The 21,102-nt window shown below is 37.2% G+C and carries 18 protein-coding genes and 3 pseudogenes; 14 read left to right on the plus strand and 7 right to left on the minus strand.

Features of this window, described 5'->3' with window-relative positions; genetic code table 11:
• The first annotated feature begins 67 nt into the window (after nucleotides 1–67).
• The 7 genes and pseudogenes from AC01GB_RS05640 (at nucleotide 68) to AC01GB_RS05670 (ending at nucleotide 6,019) form a co-directional block, all read left to right on the plus strand.
• Nucleotides 68–310: a YhdT family protein gene (locus tag AC01GB_RS05640; protein ID WP_474450963.1), complete on the plus strand. Its 243-nt coding sequence runs from the start codon at nucleotides 68–70 to the stop codon at nucleotides 308–310.
• Nucleotides 300–1,747, plus strand: a pseudogene (gene panF, locus AC01GB_RS05645) (sodium/pantothenate symporter). The gene AC01GB_RS05640 and the pseudogene panF overlap by 11 nt, the downstream one beginning before the upstream one ends.
• Before the next feature lie 35 nt (nucleotides 1,748–1,782).
• Nucleotides 1,783–2,652: a 50S ribosomal protein L11 methyltransferase gene (prmA, locus tag AC01GB_RS05650; protein WP_474452331.1), complete on the plus strand. Its 870-nt coding sequence runs from the start codon at nucleotides 1,783–1,785 to the stop codon at nucleotides 2,650–2,652.
• A gap of 420 nt (nucleotides 2,653–3,072) precedes the next feature.
• Nucleotides 3,073–4,098 carry a tRNA dihydrouridine synthase DusB gene (dusB, locus tag AC01GB_RS05655; protein WP_474450965.1) on the plus strand — a complete coding sequence of 342 codons (1,026 nt, stop codon included), beginning with the start codon at nucleotides 3,073–3,075 and terminating at the stop codon, nucleotides 4,096–4,098.
• On the plus strand, nucleotides 4,065–4,361 hold the full coding sequence (gene fis / locus AC01GB_RS05660) for a DNA-binding transcriptional regulator Fis (RefSeq protein WP_032115641.1): 297 nt from the start codon (nucleotides 4,065–4,067) through the stop codon (nucleotides 4,359–4,361). Before dusB ends, fis begins: the two co-directional genes overlap by 34 nt.
• 286 nt (nucleotides 4,362–4,647) lie before the next feature.
• A complete protein-coding gene (locus tag AC01GB_RS05665; RefSeq protein ID WP_474450966.1) occupies nucleotides 4,648–4,869 on the plus strand; it encodes a transglycosylase SLT domain-containing protein in 222 nt (73 codons plus the stop codon).
• A 534-nt stretch (nucleotides 4,870–5,403) separates the two neighbouring features.
• Nucleotides 5,404–6,019 (plus strand): annotated as a pseudogene (locus AC01GB_RS05670) (hypothetical protein).
• A gap of 301 nt (nucleotides 6,020–6,320) precedes the next feature.
• On the opposite strand, the gene rpoH reads toward AC01GB_RS05670, so the two are convergent.
• The 4 genes from rpoH to ftsY all read right to left on the minus strand — a co-directional run bounded on the left by rpoH (nucleotide 6,321) and on the right by ftsY (nucleotide 10,292).
• Complete coding sequence (gene rpoH, locus AC01GB_RS05675; protein ID WP_474450967.1) at nucleotides 6,321–7,178, minus strand: RNA polymerase sigma factor RpoH; 858 nt, start codon at nucleotides 7,176–7,178, stop codon at nucleotides 6,321–6,323.
• 246 nt (nucleotides 7,179–7,424) lie between these two features.
• Complete coding sequence (gene ftsX, locus AC01GB_RS05680; protein WP_474450968.1) at nucleotides 7,425–8,384, minus strand: permease-like cell division protein FtsX; 960 nt, start codon at nucleotides 8,382–8,384, stop codon at nucleotides 7,425–7,427.
• Nucleotides 8,377–9,042, minus strand: coding sequence for a cell division ATP-binding protein FtsE (gene ftsE, locus AC01GB_RS05685; protein WP_474450969.1), 666 nt, complete (start codon nucleotides 9,040–9,042; stop codon nucleotides 8,377–8,379). The genes ftsX and ftsE overlap by 8 nt, the downstream gene beginning before the upstream one ends.
• Nucleotides 9,043–9,047: 5 nt before the next feature.
• Nucleotides 9,048–10,292: a signal recognition particle-docking protein FtsY gene (ftsY, locus tag AC01GB_RS05690; protein ID WP_474450970.1), complete on the minus strand. Its 1,245-nt coding sequence runs from the start codon at nucleotides 10,290–10,292 to the stop codon at nucleotides 9,048–9,050.
• A gap of 213 nt (nucleotides 10,293–10,505) precedes the next feature.
• On the opposite strand from ftsY, the gene rsmD reads away from it, so the two are divergent.
• Both rsmD and AC01GB_RS05700 read left to right on the plus strand, forming a co-directional pair.
• On the plus strand, nucleotides 10,506–11,102 hold the full coding sequence (gene rsmD, locus AC01GB_RS05695) for a 16S rRNA (guanine(966)-N(2))-methyltransferase (RefSeq protein WP_474450972.1): 597 nt from the start codon (nucleotides 10,506–10,508) through the stop codon (nucleotides 11,100–11,102).
• Between the two features lie 16 nt (nucleotides 11,103–11,118).
• A pseudogene (locus tag AC01GB_RS05700) lies at nucleotides 11,119–11,371 on the plus strand (DUF1145 domain-containing protein).
• A 63-nt stretch (nucleotides 11,372–11,434) separates the two neighbouring features.
• Here the strand turns inward: AC01GB_RS05700 and AC01GB_RS05705 are convergent.
• On the minus strand, nucleotides 11,435–11,800 hold the full coding sequence (locus AC01GB_RS05705; protein ID WP_474450973.1) for a DUF2500 domain-containing protein: 366 nt from the start codon (nucleotides 11,798–11,800) through the stop codon (nucleotides 11,435–11,437).
• Between the two features lie 215 nt (nucleotides 11,801–12,015).
• Between AC01GB_RS05705 and AC01GB_RS05710 the strand changes: the two genes are divergently transcribed.
• Both AC01GB_RS05710 and AC01GB_RS05715 read left to right on the plus strand, forming a co-directional pair.
• Nucleotides 12,016–12,534 carry a lysoplasmalogenase family protein gene (locus tag AC01GB_RS05710; protein WP_474450974.1) on the plus strand — a complete coding sequence of 173 codons (519 nt, stop codon included), beginning with the start codon at nucleotides 12,016–12,018 and terminating at the stop codon, nucleotides 12,532–12,534.
• Nucleotides 12,535–12,678: 144 nt separating this feature from the next.
• Nucleotides 12,679–15,045: a zinc/cadmium/mercury/lead-transporting ATPase gene (locus AC01GB_RS05715; protein ID WP_474450975.1), complete on the plus strand. Its 2,367-nt coding sequence runs from the start codon at nucleotides 12,679–12,681 to the stop codon at nucleotides 15,043–15,045.
• Nucleotides 15,046–15,150: 105 nt separating this feature from the next.
• Here AC01GB_RS05715 and tusA read toward each other — a convergent pair whose 3' ends face one another.
• Complete coding sequence (gene tusA / locus AC01GB_RS05720; protein WP_474450977.1) at nucleotides 15,151–15,399, minus strand: sulfurtransferase TusA; 249 nt, start codon at nucleotides 15,397–15,399, stop codon at nucleotides 15,151–15,153.
• A gap of 175 nt (nucleotides 15,400–15,574) precedes the next feature.
• On the opposite strand from tusA, the gene AC01GB_RS05725 reads away from it, so the two are divergent.
• The 3 genes from AC01GB_RS05725 (at nucleotide 15,575) to glpQ (ending at nucleotide 19,305) form a co-directional block, all read left to right on the plus strand.
• A complete protein-coding gene (locus AC01GB_RS05725) occupies nucleotides 15,575–16,252 on the plus strand; it encodes a 7-cyano-7-deazaguanine/7-aminomethyl-7-deazaguanine transporter (RefSeq protein WP_474450979.1) in 678 nt (225 codons plus the stop codon).
• A 522-nt stretch (nucleotides 16,253–16,774) separates the two neighbouring features.
• Nucleotides 16,775–18,127, plus strand: coding sequence for a glycerol-3-phosphate transporter (glpT, locus tag AC01GB_RS05730; RefSeq protein WP_474450980.1), 1,353 nt, complete (start codon nucleotides 16,775–16,777; stop codon nucleotides 18,125–18,127).
• Nucleotides 18,128–18,228: 101 nt separating this feature from the next.
• On the plus strand, nucleotides 18,229–19,305 hold the full coding sequence (gene glpQ, locus AC01GB_RS05735) for a glycerophosphodiester phosphodiesterase (RefSeq protein ID WP_474450982.1): 1,077 nt from the start codon (nucleotides 18,229–18,231) through the stop codon (nucleotides 19,303–19,305).
• 59 nt (nucleotides 19,306–19,364) lie between these two features.
• On the opposite strand, the gene epmA is transcribed toward glpQ, so the two are convergent.
• The gene (epmA, locus tag AC01GB_RS05740) at nucleotides 19,365–20,345 is read right to left on the minus strand and encodes an elongation factor P--(R)-beta-lysine ligase (protein WP_474450983.1); all 981 of its coding nucleotides are present in this window, start codon (nucleotides 20,343–20,345) and stop codon (nucleotides 19,365–19,367) included.
• Nucleotides 20,346–21,102 lie beyond the last annotated feature (757 nt).

A 21,102-nucleotide genomic window follows, 5' to 3' on the forward strand; every position in this document is an offset into this window, starting at 1 on the left:
TTTTCTGAAGATACTCTTTAACTAATATACAAACCCTCAGATTAAATTTTTACTACCAGGAGAACCAATGGACAAACGTTTTCTTCAATCCAACAAAGAAGCTCGTTGGTCAGTTTTTCTTACTGTTGCTTATTTATGTAGTTGGATTATGACTGCCTACCTCCCCGGTGAGGAAATGGGAATAAGAGGGATGCCATTATGGTTTGAACTTTCATGTTTATATTTACCTCTGATTTTTATTTTGCTTTGTGTCTTAATGGTTAAATGTATTTTTAAACAAATGTCATTGGAAGATAAAGATGCAAATTGAAATTCTATTACCACTTATTGGTTATTTATTATTGGTTTGTCTACTGTCTATTTATGCTTATCATAGACGTCAAAAAGGCGAATTTTTGCATGAATATTTTCTAGGTAATCGCTCTATGGGCGGGGTTGTTTTGGCGATGACCATCACTGCTACCTACATCAGTGCTAGCTCTTTCATAGGTGGTCCTGGAGCAGCCTATAAATATGGCCTTGGCTGGGTGCTACTTGCCTTAATTCAAGTTCCAACTATTTGGCTGTCGCTTGGTGTACTAGGTAAAAAATTTGCCATTTTGGCTCGTCGCTATAATGCGGTGACACTTAATGACATGCTGTATGCTCGTTTTCAAAGCCGTTTACTGGTATGGATTGCTAGCATTAGTTTACTCATCGCTTTCTTCGGTGCTATGACAGTTCAATTTATCGGCGGAGCTCGTCTACTTGAAACTGCGGCAAATATCCCCTATGAAATAGGGTTATTAATATTTGGCATCACTATTGCGCTTTATACTGCGTTTGGTGGTTTTAGAGCTAGTGTCCTTAATGACACCTTACAAGGCTTTGTTATGTTAGTAGGAACCATTATTCTGCTGGTTGCGACTATTCACAAGGCAGGCGGTCTGCCCGCAGCAACAGAGACACTAAAAACGATTGATCCAAAACTAATCATGCCACAAGGTGCCGATAACATCTTTAGTATACCATTTATGTTTTCCTTCTGGATATTAGTTTGTTTTGGCGTTATTGGCTTACCACACACTGCTGTCCGCTGCATTTCTTATAAAAATAGCCAAGCGATGCACCGAGGGATCATCATCGGTACCATTGTGATGGTTATTTTAATGTTGGGAATGCATTTAGCAGGTGCATTAGGTCGAGCTGTTTTACCGGATTTAACGATCCCAGATCAGGTCATCCCAACATTAATGATCACGGTTTTACCTCCATTCGCCGCAGGAATTTTCTTAGCCGCCCCAATGGCTGCCATTATGTCAACAATTAATTCACAATTACTCCAATCTTCAGCAACTATTATAAAAGATCTATATTTAAATATTGCACCAGAGGAGATAAAAAAGAGAAAAAATTAACCTGGATCTCAAGTGCTTCTACCCTCATTCTGGGTGCTTTATTACTATTAGCCGCCTGGCATCCACCACAAATGATTATTTGGTTAAATTTACTGGCTTTTGGTGGATTACAAGCGGTTTTTCTTTGGCCATTAATACTCGGACTATATTGGCAAAGAGCAAACCGTTTTGGTGCATTAAGTTCAATGATCCTCGGTGCCCTTTCTTATACATTATTGACCGCCTTTGATGTTAAATTTTTAAATTTTCACCCCATCGTACCCGCTCTATTATTGAATTTGATTGCTTTTTTAATTGGTAATGTTGTTGGTGAGAAAAAATCATTATCTACATCGATAAAAATGAGCTAATAACCTACGATCTCAAGAGAATATTTATGCCCTGAATACAAATACGTCTGAATTCAACAGCCGAGCAGGCAGAAGCCTTAAGTGATATATTAACGGAAACCGGAGCGGTTTCTGTCACCTTTCAGGATAGCTATGACAACCCTGTTTTTGAACCCTTACCGGGTGAAACTCGCCTTTGGGGAGATACGGATGTTATTAGTCTATTTGATGCTGAAAGCGATATAAAGCAGGTTATTAGCCAACTTGAAAATTACTCCTTATTGAGTAAAAATTTTGTTCATAAAATTGAACAAATAGAAGACAAAGATTGGGAACGTGAATGGATGGATAATTTCCATCCCATGCGTTTTGGACATAAACTATGGATTTGCCCTAGCTGGCGTGATACGCCTGATCCCAATGCAGTTAATGTCATTTTGGATCCTGGTTTAGCGTTTGGTACCGGCACCCATCCTACTACATCACTCTGTTTAGAGTGGTTAGATAGCTTAAATTTGAAAGATAAAACAGTTATCGATTTTGGTTGTGGCTCAGGCATATTGGCCATTGCCGCGCTTAAACTAGGCGCCAAAAAAGCGATTGGTATTGATATCGATCCTCAAGCTATCCATAACAACGCCGAACAAAATAGAGTCGCCGATAAATTAGTTCTGTATTTGGCGAAAGATCAACCTAAAGATCTAAAAGCGGATATTGTTATTGCTAATATCTTAGCTGGACCCTTACGCGAATTAGCTGGTCCAATCGGTGGATTAACCAATCCAAATGGCTTACTTGGACTGTCTGGAATATTAGCCAGTCAGGCTGAAGCTGTTATAACCGCTTACCAACAACAATTTAATATTGAGCCGATAATAGAAAAAGAAGGCTGGTGCCGAATAACCGGAATAAAAAAAGCGGATTAGCCATAAACGAGGTTAGTGCATACTAATGCGCTAACCCGACAATAAAAATTTTGCTATAAATCTGCTGCTATAAAAAATCACAAAATTATAACAATTGTCAAACTAATTACTTTTATTGTTTATGCAAAATAATATCTTTTCAATAACCATCATAAAAATAGTGATCAAGGTTGATTTTTATACAATCAACAGAGATAATCTAACCTAACAAGGAATTTACGATAAAGAATAACAAAATTTGAAAACAAATCAGAAATTTTCATTATATTGATTTTTATGAATATTATTTGTAATCAAAAAAATCAAGATAAAATTTTTCAAAGAAATATCAATTTGCTCAAAGTTTGTCCTTTCATATCTCGTAAAAAATGCGTAATATACGCGCCCTTGCAGTCACAGGATGGTGTTCTTTTATCGCCTATGTATATTGGTCAATATCAGATAAAAAACTGTCTCATTGCAGCACCAATGGCGGGTATCACCGATAGGCCTTTTCGGTCACTGTGTTACTCAATGGGTGCTGATATGACAGTGTCGGAATTGCTCTCTTCCAATCCTCAGGTTTGGAAAACAGACAAATCCAGATTGAGAATGATCCATAGTGATGAATTAGGCATTCGTTCTGTACAAATTGCAGGTAGTGATCCCGATGAAATGGCAGCAGCTGCACGAATTAATGTTGCAAATGGTGCTCAGATCATCGATATCAATATGGGTTGCCCTGCCAAGAAAGTGAACCGTAAGTTAGCAGGTTCAGCATTATTGCGCTATCCAGAGCTGGTAGAGAAAATTCTATTAGCTGTTGTGAATGCGGTTGATGTTCCTGTTACATTAAAGGTTCGCACTGGTTGGTCACCTGAAGAACGGAACTGTATAAAAATAGCTCAACTGGCCGAACATTGTGGTATTCAAGCTGTAACTATTCATGGCAGAACTCGTTCTTGCTTATTTAATGGTGTAGCTGAATATGACAGCATTCGAGCAGCTAAGCAAAATGTTACTATTCCTATTATCGCTAATGGCGATATTACTGACCCGCTTAAAGCCAGAGCAGTGCTTGACTATACTGGGGCTGATGCCTTAATGATTGGTAGAGCTGCTCAGGGAAGACCCTGGATCTTTAGGGAAATCCAGCATTACCTGGAAACAGGTGAGTTACTGCCACCTATGCCTATTGCTGAGGTGCAGTGCTTAATGCAAGCGCATGTTAAGGAGCTGCATGACTTTTACGGTCTAAGCAAAGGAATCCCCATCGCACGCAAGCATGTCTCTTGGTACTTAAGAGAACATGCACCTGATGACCAGTTTCGGCGCACATTCAACACCATAGAGGATGCCAGCGAACAGCTGGAAGTGTTGGAGGCATATTTCGAAAAATTTTGCGTAAATCAAAGAAAAGAGCTGACAGAACTATGTTCGAACAACGCGGAAATTCTGACGTACTAACCGTTGCTACTGTAAATTCACAAGATCAAATAACTCAAAAGCCACTACGTGATTCAGTTAAACAAGCACTGAAAAACTATTTTGCCCAACTTAATAACCAGGATGTTAATGACTTATATGAATTAGTATTGGCTGAGGTGGAAAAACCATTATTAGATATGGTAATGCAATATACCCGTGGAAATCAGACCCGTGCTGCGTTAATGTTAAGCATCAACCGTGGAACTCTACGTAAGAAATTGAAAAAATATGGTATGAACTAGCCATAAGTGGTTAACATACTAATTAAAAAAGCACTTTTATATTTTATATAAGTGCCTTTTTGTTATTACTTATACCCTACTCACTGAACAAATATATAAATAGAAGATAAGACGAAAACATGATGAGACGGTAGCTAATGGCAGCTCTAAATGAAAACCGGCAAAATCCAATTACTCAACGTTGAAATCAGCTCTCCGAATCGATTGCTACTGACACAGGCAATCAAATCTAACAGCTCAGTTTGAAGCTCTACCGAATTTAGCATAAATTTGCTAATATCATCATGTGCATTCCATCTTCACTATAACAACCATTCATTATCCAGATAACCCCTTTGATTTAGGTATTAGCCAGATTAATACCAACCTCCTAAAAACCATTCAAAAAGAATATCCAGCATTAACTGAAAATAATTTATTTAATAATCCCAGCTTGAATATTCATCCAGGTACAATGATATTAAAGCGTAATTTTGTTTCATATGGAAGTAAATGGTTAACTACATAAATATATAATGCGGCGATGGGTAATGTTGATTCAACAATCCATAATCGTTTCCGTTATGCCAAAAAATTTATCGAAAGCTATTTTCACTACATGACTATTAATGTGGTTTTTCGTCAACATCGATTTTTAAATAACTATTCCATCTCTGCATCTGTAAGACCCCTTGACATGTTGATAACATTTTACCAACACCATTTTCAAGAAACTAGCGAGCTATCAGGCTAATATTGAATCAAACAAGAACTCAAATTGAATTAAACAAAAATAAAATTATTGATTCTCGATGATAATGAAAAAAATCCTAAATGATTGCAATTTTTGGTGTTTTTTAAAATTTATGATTTCTTTTCCACTTGTCAGTAAATCATGACAGCACAGCCTCCGTAACGAATTCATCATTCTGATATAAAATTTTATCCTGATATTTAATTATTTTGCAGTCAATATTGCTATTTATATTCTTTTTGTATTGGTGATAGTATTGTTATACAGAGGCTGCGGTAAACAACAAGGACGTTTTTTATGAAAGATAAAATGACTGCTGTAATGATGCTGGCTTCTACAGTGATTGACGGTGGTGCACAAGCCAATGATATAAATATGTGGCGTGAACCAGCACCGGTTGTTAAAGAAGGCAAATTTTCCTCCGTTATTCAGGATTGAGAAACCTTGCAAAAGGCGGTTAAAAATAGCAATAACGAGTTTCTTTTTTCAGAAAAAGGTGCAGGCGTTAAGCCGCTAGCACTCATCGGATCACCAGTGGAGATTTTCGAATATTTGGAAAAAAAATCAAACCCGCGGTATCGAAAACCATCTACAGGAAACCCCTGAAATATATATGGACATCACAAAGTACGTACCACATAAACGTTTTAATGGACTTTTTCCGATACAGGATTTTTTAGTTAAAACACTTGAGCAGGTACTTAAATTTGTCCCTACCGGAACAGTTATTACGGACGCAGCTGGTATTCCTGCGGATCTTAAAGAACTTTATCGCGTTACCAATTCGTTTAAAAGTAAAGAAAAATCCAGTGGTGATTTACTCTACGTAAAATTTAGTTATCTTCCAGAAGATGGAATGCAAAAAATTGGTACCCGTTCGGTTAGCTTTGGTCGTATATTACAATTGATGCAGAATAAAAATTAACGATCGAGTCTACCAGAATAGGATAGGTGTATATTAAATATAAACACACGCAGAATGTCACTGACAGATAAAATATTAGGTAATATTGTAGGGAAGTAATAGACAAGCTACTAGATACATGTAAAAAGGCGCTTACCTCACAGGTAAATGCCTTTTTATTTTAACAGGTAACAATCAAAATAAATTTACTATTACCTTTCTATCTTTCAACAACTTTTCATATAGTTAATTGCCAAACTTTAAATTGGCTACATAACAAAAGTTTCAGCTAGATTTTTACATCACGCGAATGTGGCTTATTTTAAGCTTCCATTACTAACCGAAGTTTTTTCATGGCATTTTTTTCTAATTGACGAACACGTTCAGCCGATACACTATATTTATCGGCTAAATCCTGTAAAGTGGTCTTGTTTTCTTCATCAAGCCAACGCGCACGAATAATATCCTGACTGCGCTCATCTAAGGTGGATAATGCCTGCGTTAATTTATCAGTAGCATGGTTTTCCCAATTATCTTCCTCAATGCTATCGGCAAAATCAGAAGATTTATCCTGTAGATATAAAACCGGGGCAATAGTGGTATTTTCACCATTATCATCATCGTCATTCATGTCGAATGCCATGTCTTGTGCAGCCATTCGCGATTCCATCTCACGAACATCCTTGCTGGTTACGCATAGCTCCTTGGCAACCATATCGACTTCATTTTGATTAAACCAGCCGATACGTTTCTTATTCTTACGCAAATTGAAAAAAAGCTTACGTTGAGCTTTAGTGGTGGCAACTTTAACTATCCGCCAATTACGCAATACATATTCATGAATTTCAGCTTTTATCCAATGAACAACAAATGAAACTAAACGTACGCCAACTTCAGGATTAAAACGACGCACAGCTTTCATTAGACCGATATTACCTTCTTGGATCAGATCCGCTTGTGGCAATCCATAACCTGAATAATTACGCGCGATATGAATAACAAAACGTAAATGAGAGAGTATAAGCTGTTTAGCCGCATTTAAATCACCATGATAATGCAGCCGTTTTGCATATTCTTGTTCTTCCTCTGCGGTTAGCATCGGATAAGCATTAGCTGATCGCACATAAGCTTCAATGCTACCTTGTGGAATTAATACTAATGATTGCATATCTTTGGTCATTGATATCCTCTTTGAATTAAATAAACTAAGAGTTAGTTCCAAATAAAAAATTTATATTTGAGCAGATTCCATTGCTCAGCGATTAATCTGATATCGAGTAGTTTACCACTGTTTGGTATCGAAGAAAATTGCCTTGATTTAATTACAATTGCCTTGATTTAATTACATTGAAATTTTAACTTCGACAAAATGTCAGCATAAAAGTTCAATATTGATCACCCGTGTCACTTTTCCTGCTGATAATGATCATTCTGACGTGAAACGTCTTAAGTGTTGAGCTGTAGCCAACCAAGCCGTTAACCAGCCAATCATTGCGGCAATCAGTATAACTAATAGCACCTCATCCCATAAAAAACCTTGAATATGAAATGTAGTACCAAATACACCCGCTACCTGTGTAACAATACCGGTCAGTTGCCATACCAATAATGCAGAAAGTATTAATGAGAGTAAAGCACCAAAGAATCCCAGTATAATACCACTATTTAAAAAAGGGCGCATAATAAACCCATCTGTCGCCCCAATCAACTTCATGACATTAATCGTATCCCTACGGGCAAAAATATTTAGTCTTATACTATTGCCTATCACTAAAAATACCGCCATAACCATTAAAATACCAATCACCATGGCAATTTGTCCAATCAGCCCGGTTAATGCCGCTAAACGGGTAAACCAACTATCATCCATGCGAACATCTTCAATTCCAGCTAATTGACCTACTTTATTACGCAAGTTTATCAATGATTGTGAATTTTGAAAATCAATTTTAGGCGTGATAATGGCTACTGCTGGTAAAGGGTTTTCTTCCAAGAGATCTAACGCTGTGCCGAATCCTGACCAATTGCGAAACTCAATCATGGCTTCTTCCCGCGACAGGTAATTAACACTCTTAACACCATCTAATTGCTTAAGTCCAGCGATTGTCTGTTCAGCGCCTTTTTCATCTAATGATTTATCCAAATAAATGGTTAATTGGGGTGCGGGATACCATTGTTGCGAGGCGTGTGAAACATTTTTCCAAACAATATAACAAAGACTGGGCAACGTTATCGAGATAGCAATAACAGCCACCGTCAAAAGCGTGGCTAAAGGCTGGCGTAACATATCAGCTAATGTATTTAACCAAGCATAGCGCCATTGCTCTCGCCACCCTCCTTTCAATGCTTTGGCTTTGGCTATTTTATGGATAGGTTTTTTAGCCATTCTGACCTCCTACCATTCTTCCCTCGCTTAATGTCAAAATAGAATAATGACGACGCTCAATAAGCTCAAGATCATGAGTGGCTACCAAAACTGTTACCCCAACTCGATTGAATTCTTCAAACAATCGCATAATACCTTCAGATAATTCATCATCCAAATTACCCGTTGGCTCATCTGCTAGCAATACACTAGGCTTATTAACAATTGCTCGAGCTATACCTACCCGCTGCTGTTCCCCACCTGATAATTGAATTGGATAACTTTTCGCTCTATTAAGTAAACCCACCTTATCTAAAGCAGCAGAAACCCGACGGCGAATATCCTCAGAGCTGGCACCGGCAATAATCAGCGGCATAGAGACATTGTCATATACATTTCTATCAAACAACAAATGATGATCTTGAAAGATCATACCTATCTGCCGACGTAAAAAAGGGACTTCCCGTTTTTTTAAGCGACTAATGTGATGACCACCAAACCAAATATGACCAGTACTGGGACGTTCAATACCACATATTAACTTTAATAAGGTACTTTTCCCCGCCCCCGAATGGCCAGTAAGATATGCCATTTCTCCAGGATGAAAATGAAAATCAACGCCCTGAAGTGCTTGCTTGCCACCACGATAAGCTTTACTAACATGTTCAAAGCAAATCATTGATATTAATCCTCTAGGACAAAAAGCGCCTCGATGAAATCATTAGCTACAAATGGCCGGAGATCATCAATGCCTTCACCAATCCCTATATAGCGAATCGGGATCTTAAACTGATCGGCAATAGCAAAAATCACGCCACCTTTAGCTGTACCATCAAGTTTGGTTAAAATAATGCCAGTTAACCCCACTGCCTCATGAAAAATTTTAGCCTGATTAATTGCATTTTGACCAGTACTTGCATCTAATGTTAGCATCACTTCATGAGGCGCTTGTTGATCAAGTTTTTGCATAACTCTTACAATTTTTTTCAACTCTTCCATCAAATGCGCTTTGTTTTGCAATCGTCCGGCAGTATCAGCAATCAATATGTCGACTCCCTTCGCTTGCGCCGACTGAATGACATCAAATATCACTGAAGCAGGATCTGCGCCAGTATGCTGAGCAACAACCGGGATATTGTTACGCTCTCCCCAAACTTGTAATTGTTCAACCGCTGCTGCCCTAAATGTATCGCCAGCCGCTAGCATTACTGATTTACCTTCTGCCTGATATTGGCGGGCTAACTTACCAATTGTTGTGGTTTTACCGACCCCATTAACCCCAACCATCAATATTACATAAGGTAGCTTGTTTTCTATAACCAATGGCTTATCAACATCAAATAAGATATTGGCCATCTCTTCACGCAATTTGCTATAAAGCATCGCAGCATCATTCAACTCTTTACGATTAGCATGGGTAATTAGGCTATCTATAATCTTTCGTGTTGTTTCTAGCCCCACATCAGCAACTAAAAGTTGTTCTTCTAACTCATAAAATAGCTCATCATCAATTTTTTTACCACGAAAAAAACTAACAAAACCGACTCCCATATTCTGCCGCGTTTTTAATAAACCTTGTCTTAACCGTGCAAAGAAATTCTCTTTTGCCGGTTTTTTTGGCTGTTGTATCGGCGGTACTTTTTTCTGTTCATCTATGTCTTGCAAATTGGTTATCTGCTGACTAGTTGTAACAATTTTTGCGGCTTTCATGTCTGCTATTTGGCACTGATCGTTTTTTTCTTCCGCTACTTGAGGTTCCACCTTTTCTACTTTTGCAGACTGCTGTGATGTTGCGATTACATTCGTCACCTCTTCAGAACTGTCTTCTACTTTCGGTTCGGATTGTTGCTCTGTCTCTCTTTTTTGCACTTCATTTTCAGATCCTAACCCTAGCCAGGAAAAAAAACTTTTTTTTCTCTTTTTAGCCATCTGCCATTACACTCCTAGCGGTAAAAATATGGTGTTACCAATGTAAATAATAAAAATAGGATGGCAGTGTATCACTTGATTTGATTGCAACACATATCTGACACCCATTTCATGTTAAATTAGCGACAATTTTCATGTTGTACATGCTGTCGATAAACATTGGTATTATTATCACCTATATTAATAAACTGTAATGACTAAACTATGTAAATTATGGCAAGAAAAATACAATCTGCATCACGTGGCCAAATTCGTATTATTGGCGGTAAATGGCGAGGACGTAAACTACCTGTCTTTGATAGTGAGGGCTTACGCCCCACAACAGATAGGATCAAAGAAACCTTATTTAATTGGTTAATGCCTGTTATTCAGGAGGCTCGCTGCCTTGATTGTTTTGCTGGTAGTGGCGCTTTAGCTATTGAAGCACTTTCTCGCTATGCTGCTTCAGCTACCCTAATTGAATTAGAGCGCTCCGTCGCAACACAACTTGTGGCCAATCTAGCTAAATTAGAGGCAAAAAATGTACAAGTGATTAATAGCGATACATTGAACTATCTGGCACAGAACGGTACAGCCTATGATGTCATTTTTCTTGATCCGCCTTTTCGTAAAGATCTATTGCAACAAACAGCCTTGCTATTAGAACAAAATGGTTGGTTAAGCGAAAATTGTTGGATCTATGTTGAGGCAGAAGCAGAAACAGAAACAGAAACAGAAGCTAATTTAGCCTTGTTACCTAAAAATTGGCAGCTTCATCGTAAAAAAGTTGCTGGGCAAGTCGCTTACTGTCTTTATATTCGTAATCAATAATTAGTTGGAAAATATCATGTTAATAAATGCTGGAAAATTATTAATGGTGTTTGTTTGGGGATTCATGATGTTTAATTTAATCCATCCATTTCCAAAACCATTAAAATATTTTATAGATGTAGCAATGATATTTATGATTTTCATGCATGCCATTTTTTTTGCACGCCGCTTTTGCAAAAACAGAAAAACATCCTCGTTGGCTGCAAATAAAAATCTTTCTATTCGGCGTTTTTGAACTTTTAGCCTGGCAGAAAAGGCAAAAAAACTGACTAATTATAAAAAAAAATCGCAAGTAATTACAAAGGCAATGCATTATTGGCTGATAAATTTAGCTATTTTGCATTGGCTTTGCCTTCAAAGCGAACAAATCTTGTTCCCTGCATATAAAGCGTACCTCTATCCCCTTTTTTAATCGCATTATATTCCTTCTCCTTTTTTAGAAAAATCTTTATTACCTCACTAGCCGATAGCCGCTGAAAATAAATTTCATAACGAAAAGTTTCCGGAGTAACAACCTTTCGTTGACAAGAACGCATATTAGGATAGGGATAATCTTTCTTATCAATGACCTCAACTTGATAACTGATAATCGGAGAATTATCATTAATGACATCTTGTCGACGTTGATCAAAAAAACGTTTCGTCGTTAGCATAATGATGATAATAATAGTAATAACGAATATAACCGATTTATTCACAATATTTTCCAAGCTTTCATTATTCATATATTTAGTAACTATTATTGTCTATCCTCTAATAGGATCAATAATTTCTAATTAACCTTTTTAGTTAGTGGGGAAACCATGATCAGTTGGCCATTCTTGCTGTGTTATTTTCTGGTTGGCTCTATATTGATGCTGCCTATCGCGGTCCACAATGGCAATGCTAGCTGTGTCGCCCAGTTACGCTATTATTGTTAGTATTTTGGGCTTGGAGTGCCGATTTTACTGATGCTGCCGGCTATCTGATCATGGTGGGTCTGTTGGTGATGCTAATTGCTGACAGCTGGCAAATGCTTTCCAAGGAACGTTTATTGCCGACTATTTTCTTGCTGTCTCTAAGCTACCTACTTTATACCATCAGTTTTGCTATGCAGATGAATTTCACTTTCTACTTGCCATTACTGACTATCCTACTAATCCTTAGTGTCATGGTATTAATTATAATCTGGGCACCTCTTGGTTCACTACGCGCACCGGCCATTTTTCTACTAACAATGTCATTCATTATGGCTTGGATAGCGGGTGAACAATATTTCGGTCTAGCAAGAGTAAATAATTTTTCCATTATGATAGGTGCATTTTTACTTTTTATTGCCAACAGTATTTGGCTTATCGCCAATTTTCGTTACCCATTTAAAGCTTCTAAAGCAACAATTACCGCTTTCTATTTTATTGGTCAATTTTTCATTGTACGTTCGCTTTACTTATAAGTTGGATTGATAACCATTTTTCAGCTAAATAGCATTTTTTGTCAAAAAATCCCCTCTTTTATGTTTGACTTTAGAGTTAACTCTAAAGTGTAAAGTAAATCACAGAAACGAAATTTTAAGTGAGTGAATTAAAAAGGGGATACTATGTGTGCACATACCCATCAACAACATAAGCATACTGCAAAATGTTGCACAACCAATAGCCACTGCAGCGATAAAAAGAAAGTTAGTGGTCACAAACATAGCAAAAAAACCGTATCGCTATCAGCAAAAAATAGCGCTGATGATGAACATCATCCTGCGAAGAGTAACACTAAACTTATTGATCAGCAGGCATGCAGTGATACCAATCAATATAATTGTGTAAGTGAACATTCACTTATGCCTGAGGAAAGTAATGCCGTTATTTCAAGAGGAAAGCACCGCTTTCATTGGATTGTAAGCGGTATGAACTGCGCAAGCTGTGCTCGTAAAATTGAAATAGCCGTTAGCAAGGTCAAACATGTCAAACAAGTAAAGGTACTGTTTACAACCGAAAAATTAATTGTCGATGCTGCTGATGATGTTCGTGATGATATAATCAAAGCTCTGCAACAAGCGGGCTTCAAATTATATAACCTCAATACCGCCGAATCAGCCACAAAAAAGAAGCAAAATAATCCATTTAGTGAATCTAAGCCTATAATTATTTTAATATTTTTTATGTTAATCAGTTGGGGAATTTCCTTCATTAATGTAAAAGTAGGACAAATTGCTTTTATTTTAACAACATTATATGGACTCTACCCGATTACAGTTAGAGCAATACAACTGATACGCTCAGGTACCTTTTTTGCAATAGAAACATTAATGAGTGTTGCAGCAATAGGCGCATTATTCATTAATGCCAGCGAAGAAGCCGCGATGGTACTGCTGTTGTTTATGATAGGAGAAAGATTAGAGTCATATGCCGCTGGACGCGCACGCCGAGGCATCAGTAGTTTAATGGCCCTTACTCCTGAACAAGCGGTACTCATTAAAAATGGTATAAAAACCACTGTCCCTGTCTCGACACTGCAACCAGGCGATATCATTGAAATCCTTCCTGGTGGCCGTTTACCCACTGATGCTGAATTAGTGAATGAATTTGCCAGTTTTGATGAAAGTGCATTAACCGGTGAATCAATGCCTGTTGAACGAAAAACGGGGGAAAAAGTATCAGCCGGCGCACTTTCTATCGATCGCGCTATACAAATGAAAGTAATATCTGAACAAGGTCAAAATGCGATCGATCGCATAATGATATTAATTGAAGAAGCAGAAGAGCGCCGCGCCTCAATTGAACGATTTATTAATCGTTTTAGCCAAATTTACACGCCCATTATTATATTAGTCGCAACATTGGTTATTATTATTCCACCACTATTTTTTGCTCAATCATGGGATATATGGATCTATCGTGGCCTAACCTTGCTGTTAATAGGCTGTCCTTGCGCTTTAGTGATTTCGACTCCAGCGGCAATTACTTCTGCTCTGGCAGCAGCAACCCGGCGAGGAGCCCTGATTAAAGGTGGCGCAGCCTTAGAGCAATTAAGTTCTGTCACCCAAGTTGCCCTGGATAAAACAGGTACACTTACCGAAGGAAAACCACAAGTTACTGACATCATAACCGCTGAAGCAGTGACCGAGGAAACACTATTGCAATTTACCGCTTCAGTCGAAAGCGGATCACACCATCCTTTAGCAAAAGCAATTTTGGTTAAGGCTCAAGCGCTAGAAATAAATGTTGAACCCGCCCAGAATCATAAAGCATTGGCTGGTATTGGAGTGGAAGGTTATTTGGCAGATAAATATATTCTGGTATCAGCACCGAACAAAATCTCTGACGATATATTAACCATACAATGGCAGCAAACTGTAAAAGCACTTGAAAATCAAGGTAAAACTGTTGTTGTGGTATTAGTCGATAACAAGCTACTTGGCATTATTGCTATGCAAGATACATTACGCTCAGATGCCATTGATGCGGTTAATAAACTGCAAAAACTGGGTATTAAAACCATCATGTTAACGGGTGATAACCCACTGGCAGCTGAATCAATTGCGCAAAAAGTTGGTTTAGATTATCGGGCAGGGCTGTTACCTGAAGACAAAGTAAATGCCATTATAGCACTCAGTAAAACCAACCATACACTGATGGTTGGCGATGGTATTAATGATGCTCCCGCAATGAAGGCCGCAAATGTTGGCATCGCCATGGGTAATGGAACGGATGTCGCTATTGAAACCGCTGATGCGGCATTGACTCATAACCGGCTAACTGGATTAGCCGAGATCATTATGTTATCACGAGCAACCAGAGCCAATATTCGTCAAAACATTACTATAGCTTTAGGACTAAAAGCTATCTTCCTGGTGACCAGTTTATTAGGCATAACCGGCTTATGGATGGCTATTTTAGCGGATTCCGGTGCCACTGCATTAGTGACCGCAAATGCGCTCCGTTTATTGAAGGATCGCCAGCCAGAATAAACACTTTGTTAAATATTATTTATATATTTGAAAAAAGAGAGACATGATTCAATAATTTCTCTTTTTTCAATATACTTTTTGTTTAACACCGTTTCGCTTATAGCATTAATTAACTTTCTTGCGGATCAAATAACGGTAGGGAGGTTGCTGAATCTCTTCAGCAAGCAATTGATGTTCTATAAAACGGCAAAAAGCAGGAATATCACGGATTGTAGCCGGATCATCCGCAATAATTAATAACGTTTCACCTTCAACCATCTGACGAACCATTTTTCTTATCATCATCATTGGCTCAGGACAACGTAATCCTTGTGTATCAAGGGTTCGGTTAGGGTTAGTAAAAATATCTGGCATTGGTCTTCAGTTTTAAAGCCTATTCAATAGGTTGGAATTATACTACAAATTAAATAAAAATAGATAAGAAAAATTTATTATTAATTTTGCTTTTATCTTATCTCAGGCGTATGATGCACCGCGTAAATTAAATTATCATGGGTTCCCTCACCCCATTTAACCAAAAAGGTATAATATGTTCGAATTGACGCCACAACAGCGTATCAAAGCACTCATTTGGCTTTCCTTTTTTCATATTTTGATTATTACCTCCAGTAATTATCTGGTACAACTGCCAATTACCATTTTTAGCTTTCATACCACATGGGGAGCATTCACTTTCCCTTTTATTTTTTTGACAACGGATTTAACTGTACGTATTTATGGTGCTCCTCTCGCTCGACGGATTATTGCTGCAACTATGCTGCCGGCTCTTTCTGTCTCCTACATTCTTTCGGCGCTTTTTTACCAAGGACAATGGCAAGGGCTTATCACACTAAATGAATTTAATCTATTTGTTGCCCGTATTGCGCTAGCAAGCTTTATGGCTTACGCTTTAGGCCAGATTATGGATATTTTCGCGTTCAATAAATTACGTAATTATCGTCGTTGGTGGATTGCACCAACTGCGGCAATGTTTTTCGGTAATCTACTGGATACGATTGCTTTCTTTTTCATTGCATTTTATCACAGTAGTGATCCTTTTATGGCGGCCAATTGGGTAGAAATTGCTTTAGTCGATTATAGCTTTAAGTTATTTATTTGTATGTTATTTTTCCTCCCTGCTTATGGATTGATGTTGAACTTCATTCTAAGTTACTTTTTCCAAGGTCAACACCAAAAGAATGGTTATCTAGCTGCAGATAATAATTAAGTTGAATCAAGACAAAATTTATCTAATTAAATATCCGTTTAACGACAAAACCATCTATTGAGTGGAAAGTGACGATATCCACTCAGTGGAATACCTTGTAACCAACAGAATGCGCAGCAATAATTCCGTTATAGGTGAATTGTTGACCTTAATCTAATGTCTGATAGCGACTTAATAAGTAGTCATCGAACACAATATAAGCCACTCTTAATCAATAATATTTATTAAGAAACAAAAACCAGCATTCATGGTGACTTTTTGTAGCAGAACTAACAAATTTATGACAAAGTTCACAATTATACTTGAATAATTAAAAAATTATTTCTATCGCCGATATATATTTTTGTCTATTTACGCACAAATTTATAACATTTTCGCATTCGTATGCAGACATATGCATTAACATAAGTTATCTTAGTGCGAGATTAAGAAAGAAGACCTAACAATAACGTCTCACATTTTCATTTTAGCAATTGCTTATTACTTGATAGCAAAAATTTAAATATTATCGGAGGGGGAATTATGTTACTTATTTTTAAGCCAGCACCACATAACAAAAGAGTTCCGGCAGATCAAATTGATCCGCTTTATCGTCGCCTACGTTGGCAAATTTTCTTCGGTCTTTTTTTTGGTTATGCCGCCTACTATCTCGTTAGAAAGAATTTTGCATTAGCGATGCCCTATTTAATTGAGCAGGGTTTTTCTAAAGGTGATCTTGGTTTTGCTTTATCAGGTATCTCAATTGCGTATGGTATCTCAAAATTTATCATGGGCTCAGTCTCTGATCGTTCAAATCCGAGAGTATTTTTACCTGCTGGGCTAATTTTATCCGCCTCAGTAATGCTGATTATGGGCTTTGTGCCTTGGGCTACCTCAAGCATTATGATTATGTTTGTGCTGCTCTTACTATGCGGGTGGTTTCAAGGTATGGGATGGCCTCCTTGTGGCCGAACAATGGTTCACTGGTGGTCACAAAAAGAACGGGGTGGCATCGTTTCAATTTGGAACTGCGCGCATAATGTTGGTGGTGGCATCCCGCCGTTATTATTTATATTAGGCATGGCATGGTTCCACGACTGGAAAGCAGCACTATATATGCCTGCTTTTGCTGCCATTTTTATTGCTATGATTGCCTTTGCTTTAATGCGTGATACGCCACAATCTTGTGGTTTACCACCGATTGAAGAATATAAAAATGACTACCCACCTGATTATACTGATAAAGACGAAAAAGAGCTGACTGCAAAGCAGATTTTTATGCAATATATTTTGCCTAATAAGCTACTTTGGATGATCGCTTTTGCTAACGTTTTCGTATACTTATTACGTTATGGTGTACTCGATTGGTCACCAACTTACTTACGTGAAGTTAAACACTTTGCTATGGATAAATCCTCATGGGCTTATTTCTTATATGAATATGCAGGTATTCCAGGCACGCTACTTTGCGGTTGGATGTCAGATAAAGTTTTCAAAGGAAACCGTGGCGCCACCGGCGTATTTTTCATGGCATTAGTCACCATTGCAACCGTTGCCTTCTGGCTCAATCCTCCAGGTAATCCTAATATTGATATGGCTTGCATGCTAATTATTGGCTTCTTAATTTATGGCCCTGTTATGTTGATCGGTTTACATGCGCTTGAATTAGCACCCAAAAAAGCCGCAGGTACTGCTGCTGGTTTTACCGGTTTATTTGGCTACCTTGGTGGTTCGGTAGCAGCAAGTGCTATCGTGGGTTATACCGTTGACTATTTTGGCTGGAATGGCGGCTTTATGGTAATGATTGGCGGTAGTTTACTTTCTGTTATTTTATTATTTGTCGTGATGCTGAGTGAAAGTAAGCATAAACGCGAAATGGCAAAACAACACAGCTAATTTATGTCATAAATCAGTTATCTTTAATTAATAAGCTTGGCAAAAAGGGGAACTCATTTTATCACTGATTTCCCCGCTCATAATAAAGAAGAATTATACTAATGAATATAAAATTAAATAGCTTGGTTGCTAGTATGTTATTAGTTATGTCAATGTCAACAATGGCACAATCTAACACAAAAGTCGTTATTGCTCACCGCGGGGCAAGTGGTTATCTATCAGAACATACATTACCCGCCAAAGCAATGGCTTATGCGCAAGGTGCCGATTTCCTTGAACAAGATCTGGTAATGACAAAAGATAATGAACTGATTGTATTACATGATCATTACCTAGATAGCGTTACAGACGTTGCGGATCGCTTCCCTGACCGTGCTCGTAAAAATGGTCGCTTTTATGCCATTGATTTTACCTTACCCGAAATTCGATCACTCAAATTTACTCAAGCCTTTCAAATTAAAGATGGTAAAAAAGTTCAAATCTACCCTAATCGCTTTCCGATGGGAAAATCCAGCTTCCATATTCATACTTTTCAAGAAGAAATTGAATTTATCCAAGGTTTGAATAAATCTACTGGCAAAAATATCGGCATTTATCCGGAAATTAAAGCGCCTTGGTTTCACAAACAAGAAGGGAAGGATATTTCGATCAAAGTGTTATCAGTTCTGAAGCAATATGGCTACAGCAAGAAAAACGACAATGTTTATCTTCAGTGCTTTGATGCTAATGAGTTAAAACGCATTAAAAATGAGCTTTTACCTAAATTAGGTATGGATTTAAAACTGGTTCAATTAATTGCTCCCACTGACTGGCATGAAACTTATGAAGAGCAGCCTAACGGTACATGGACAAACTATAGCTATGACTGGATGTTTAAACCGGGAGCAATGAAAGAAATTGCTAAGTATGCTGATGGCATTGGCCCAGGTTACCAGATGCTTATTAATGAAAACTCCAAACCTGGTAAAATAAAACTTACAACCATGGTTAAAGATGCGCACAAAAATAAGTTAGTCGTTCATCCCTATACCATTCTAATTGATAAGCTACCAAATTACGTGAAAAACGTTCAACAGCTGTTTGATATTATCTATAACAAAGCTAACGTCGATGGTGCCTTTACCGATTTCCCTGATCTCGGGGTAAAATTCTTGCAAAAACAGCATCAACATCAATAACAGCCACCAATAAATTCAGCGGTAATAATTTACCGCTGATTACTATTAGTTTACTAATATTAAGCTTGCTCTATAGAAAAAGAGATAACATCACTGATTTTTTCTGCATTCAGCGCCAACATGACTAAACGATCAATACCTAAAGCAACACCCGAACAATCAGGAATGACTTTATCTAGTGCAGCGAGCAGACATTCATCAATAGGCTGTTCTGATAAACCCATTTTTTCGCGCATCTGATTATCATGCTCAAAACGTTCTCGCTGTTCTTGTGCATCAGTCAACTCACGAAAACCATTGGCCAACTCAATACCCTTAAAATAAACTTCAAAACGCTCAGCAACTCGGTGGTCTTCTTTACTAATTTCAGCTAATGCTGCCTGTGAAGCAGGAAAATGATAGATAACGGTAGGCTTATCTTTACCTAAATTTGGTTGAACTCCCATAGTAAACAAAAATTGTAATAACACATCTTTGTCTTCTTCTGTTTCCGCATTATTTAAACCCAACTTCACTGCTGCATCACGTAATTGTTTTTTTTCTGACTCCAGAGCTAATGGATCAATGTTTAGATAACGCTGAGAGGCCTGTTGATATGATATCCGATCAGTGGGTTGGCAGTCCAAAATCTGTTGCAACAAATCATCCACTTCATCAATAAGTCGGTACATGTCATAATGAGGCCGATACCATTCAAGCATAGTAAATTCTGGATTATGATAACGTCCCTCTTCTTCATTACGAAAAGCTTTAATCATCTGATATATAGGCCCACTGCCGGCCGCTAGCAAACGTTTCATATGATATTCAGGACTGGTTATCATATACAATTTGGTGCTGTCAGCAATTACCGGAGCAACAAATTGGGTTTCAAACGGTGAGAGATGAATGTCTGTTACCGTGAATTTGCTTAATATAGGTGTCTCTACTTCCACTACCCCTCGATCGATAAAAAAACGTCTGATTTCAGCAATAATTTTGGCTCTTTTCAGTAAGTTATTGATAGACGCGCTCGGTTGCCAATTCACTATCTCACTCATTGTAAAAACTCCAAAAAAGAATAAAGCGCGCTAGTTTACTCGCCTGTAAACAAATAAACAAATTTTTCATATCGTTAATCTCATCACTCTGTTTTTTAACAAAAATAAACTAACCCTTAGTTAAATAGTAAGAGAACTTGAAAATATTAATTAGTTGAAATAAATAATTAACGTTAGTTATAAGTTGATATAACTACTTTCTATATGATCTCCAATTTAGCTGAATAAAGAAAATATTTCAACTCAAAATCATCAAACCATAAAAAATAAATTAAAATAATATCAATATTTTAAAAAAATTTGGAAGTTATTTGCAGCTATAAAAATAATAAAAATAATAAAAATAATAAAAATAATAAAAATAATCATTTTAATGGATTAGTGTAAATTTTTATTTATTAAAATTGCATTTATTTATAATATTTTTATTTTTATAAATATGACTAAAATTACCTTATTGCTCATAAAAATATTATCAATACAATAAAAATAAAAACCAACCCAAAATCCACTAAGTTAATAAGATAACATATACACTTAATTATACCCATTTTATGATCAAAAATAGCTAATTTTTAAACAAGTCTATTAACTCTCACTTTTTATAAGCAAAATCCTAAAAAACTTGTACCTGAATCAAATCTCTGTCGGTAACAATTTGTTATAAATTGCTAAATAATAATTTATTGTTAATTATTAATCATAATTAAATAACAATGACATAATAAAATGAAGTTTATTTTCAATTAGTAATGGA

The organism is Candidatus Arsenophonus phytopathogenicus (assembly GCF_056113345.1).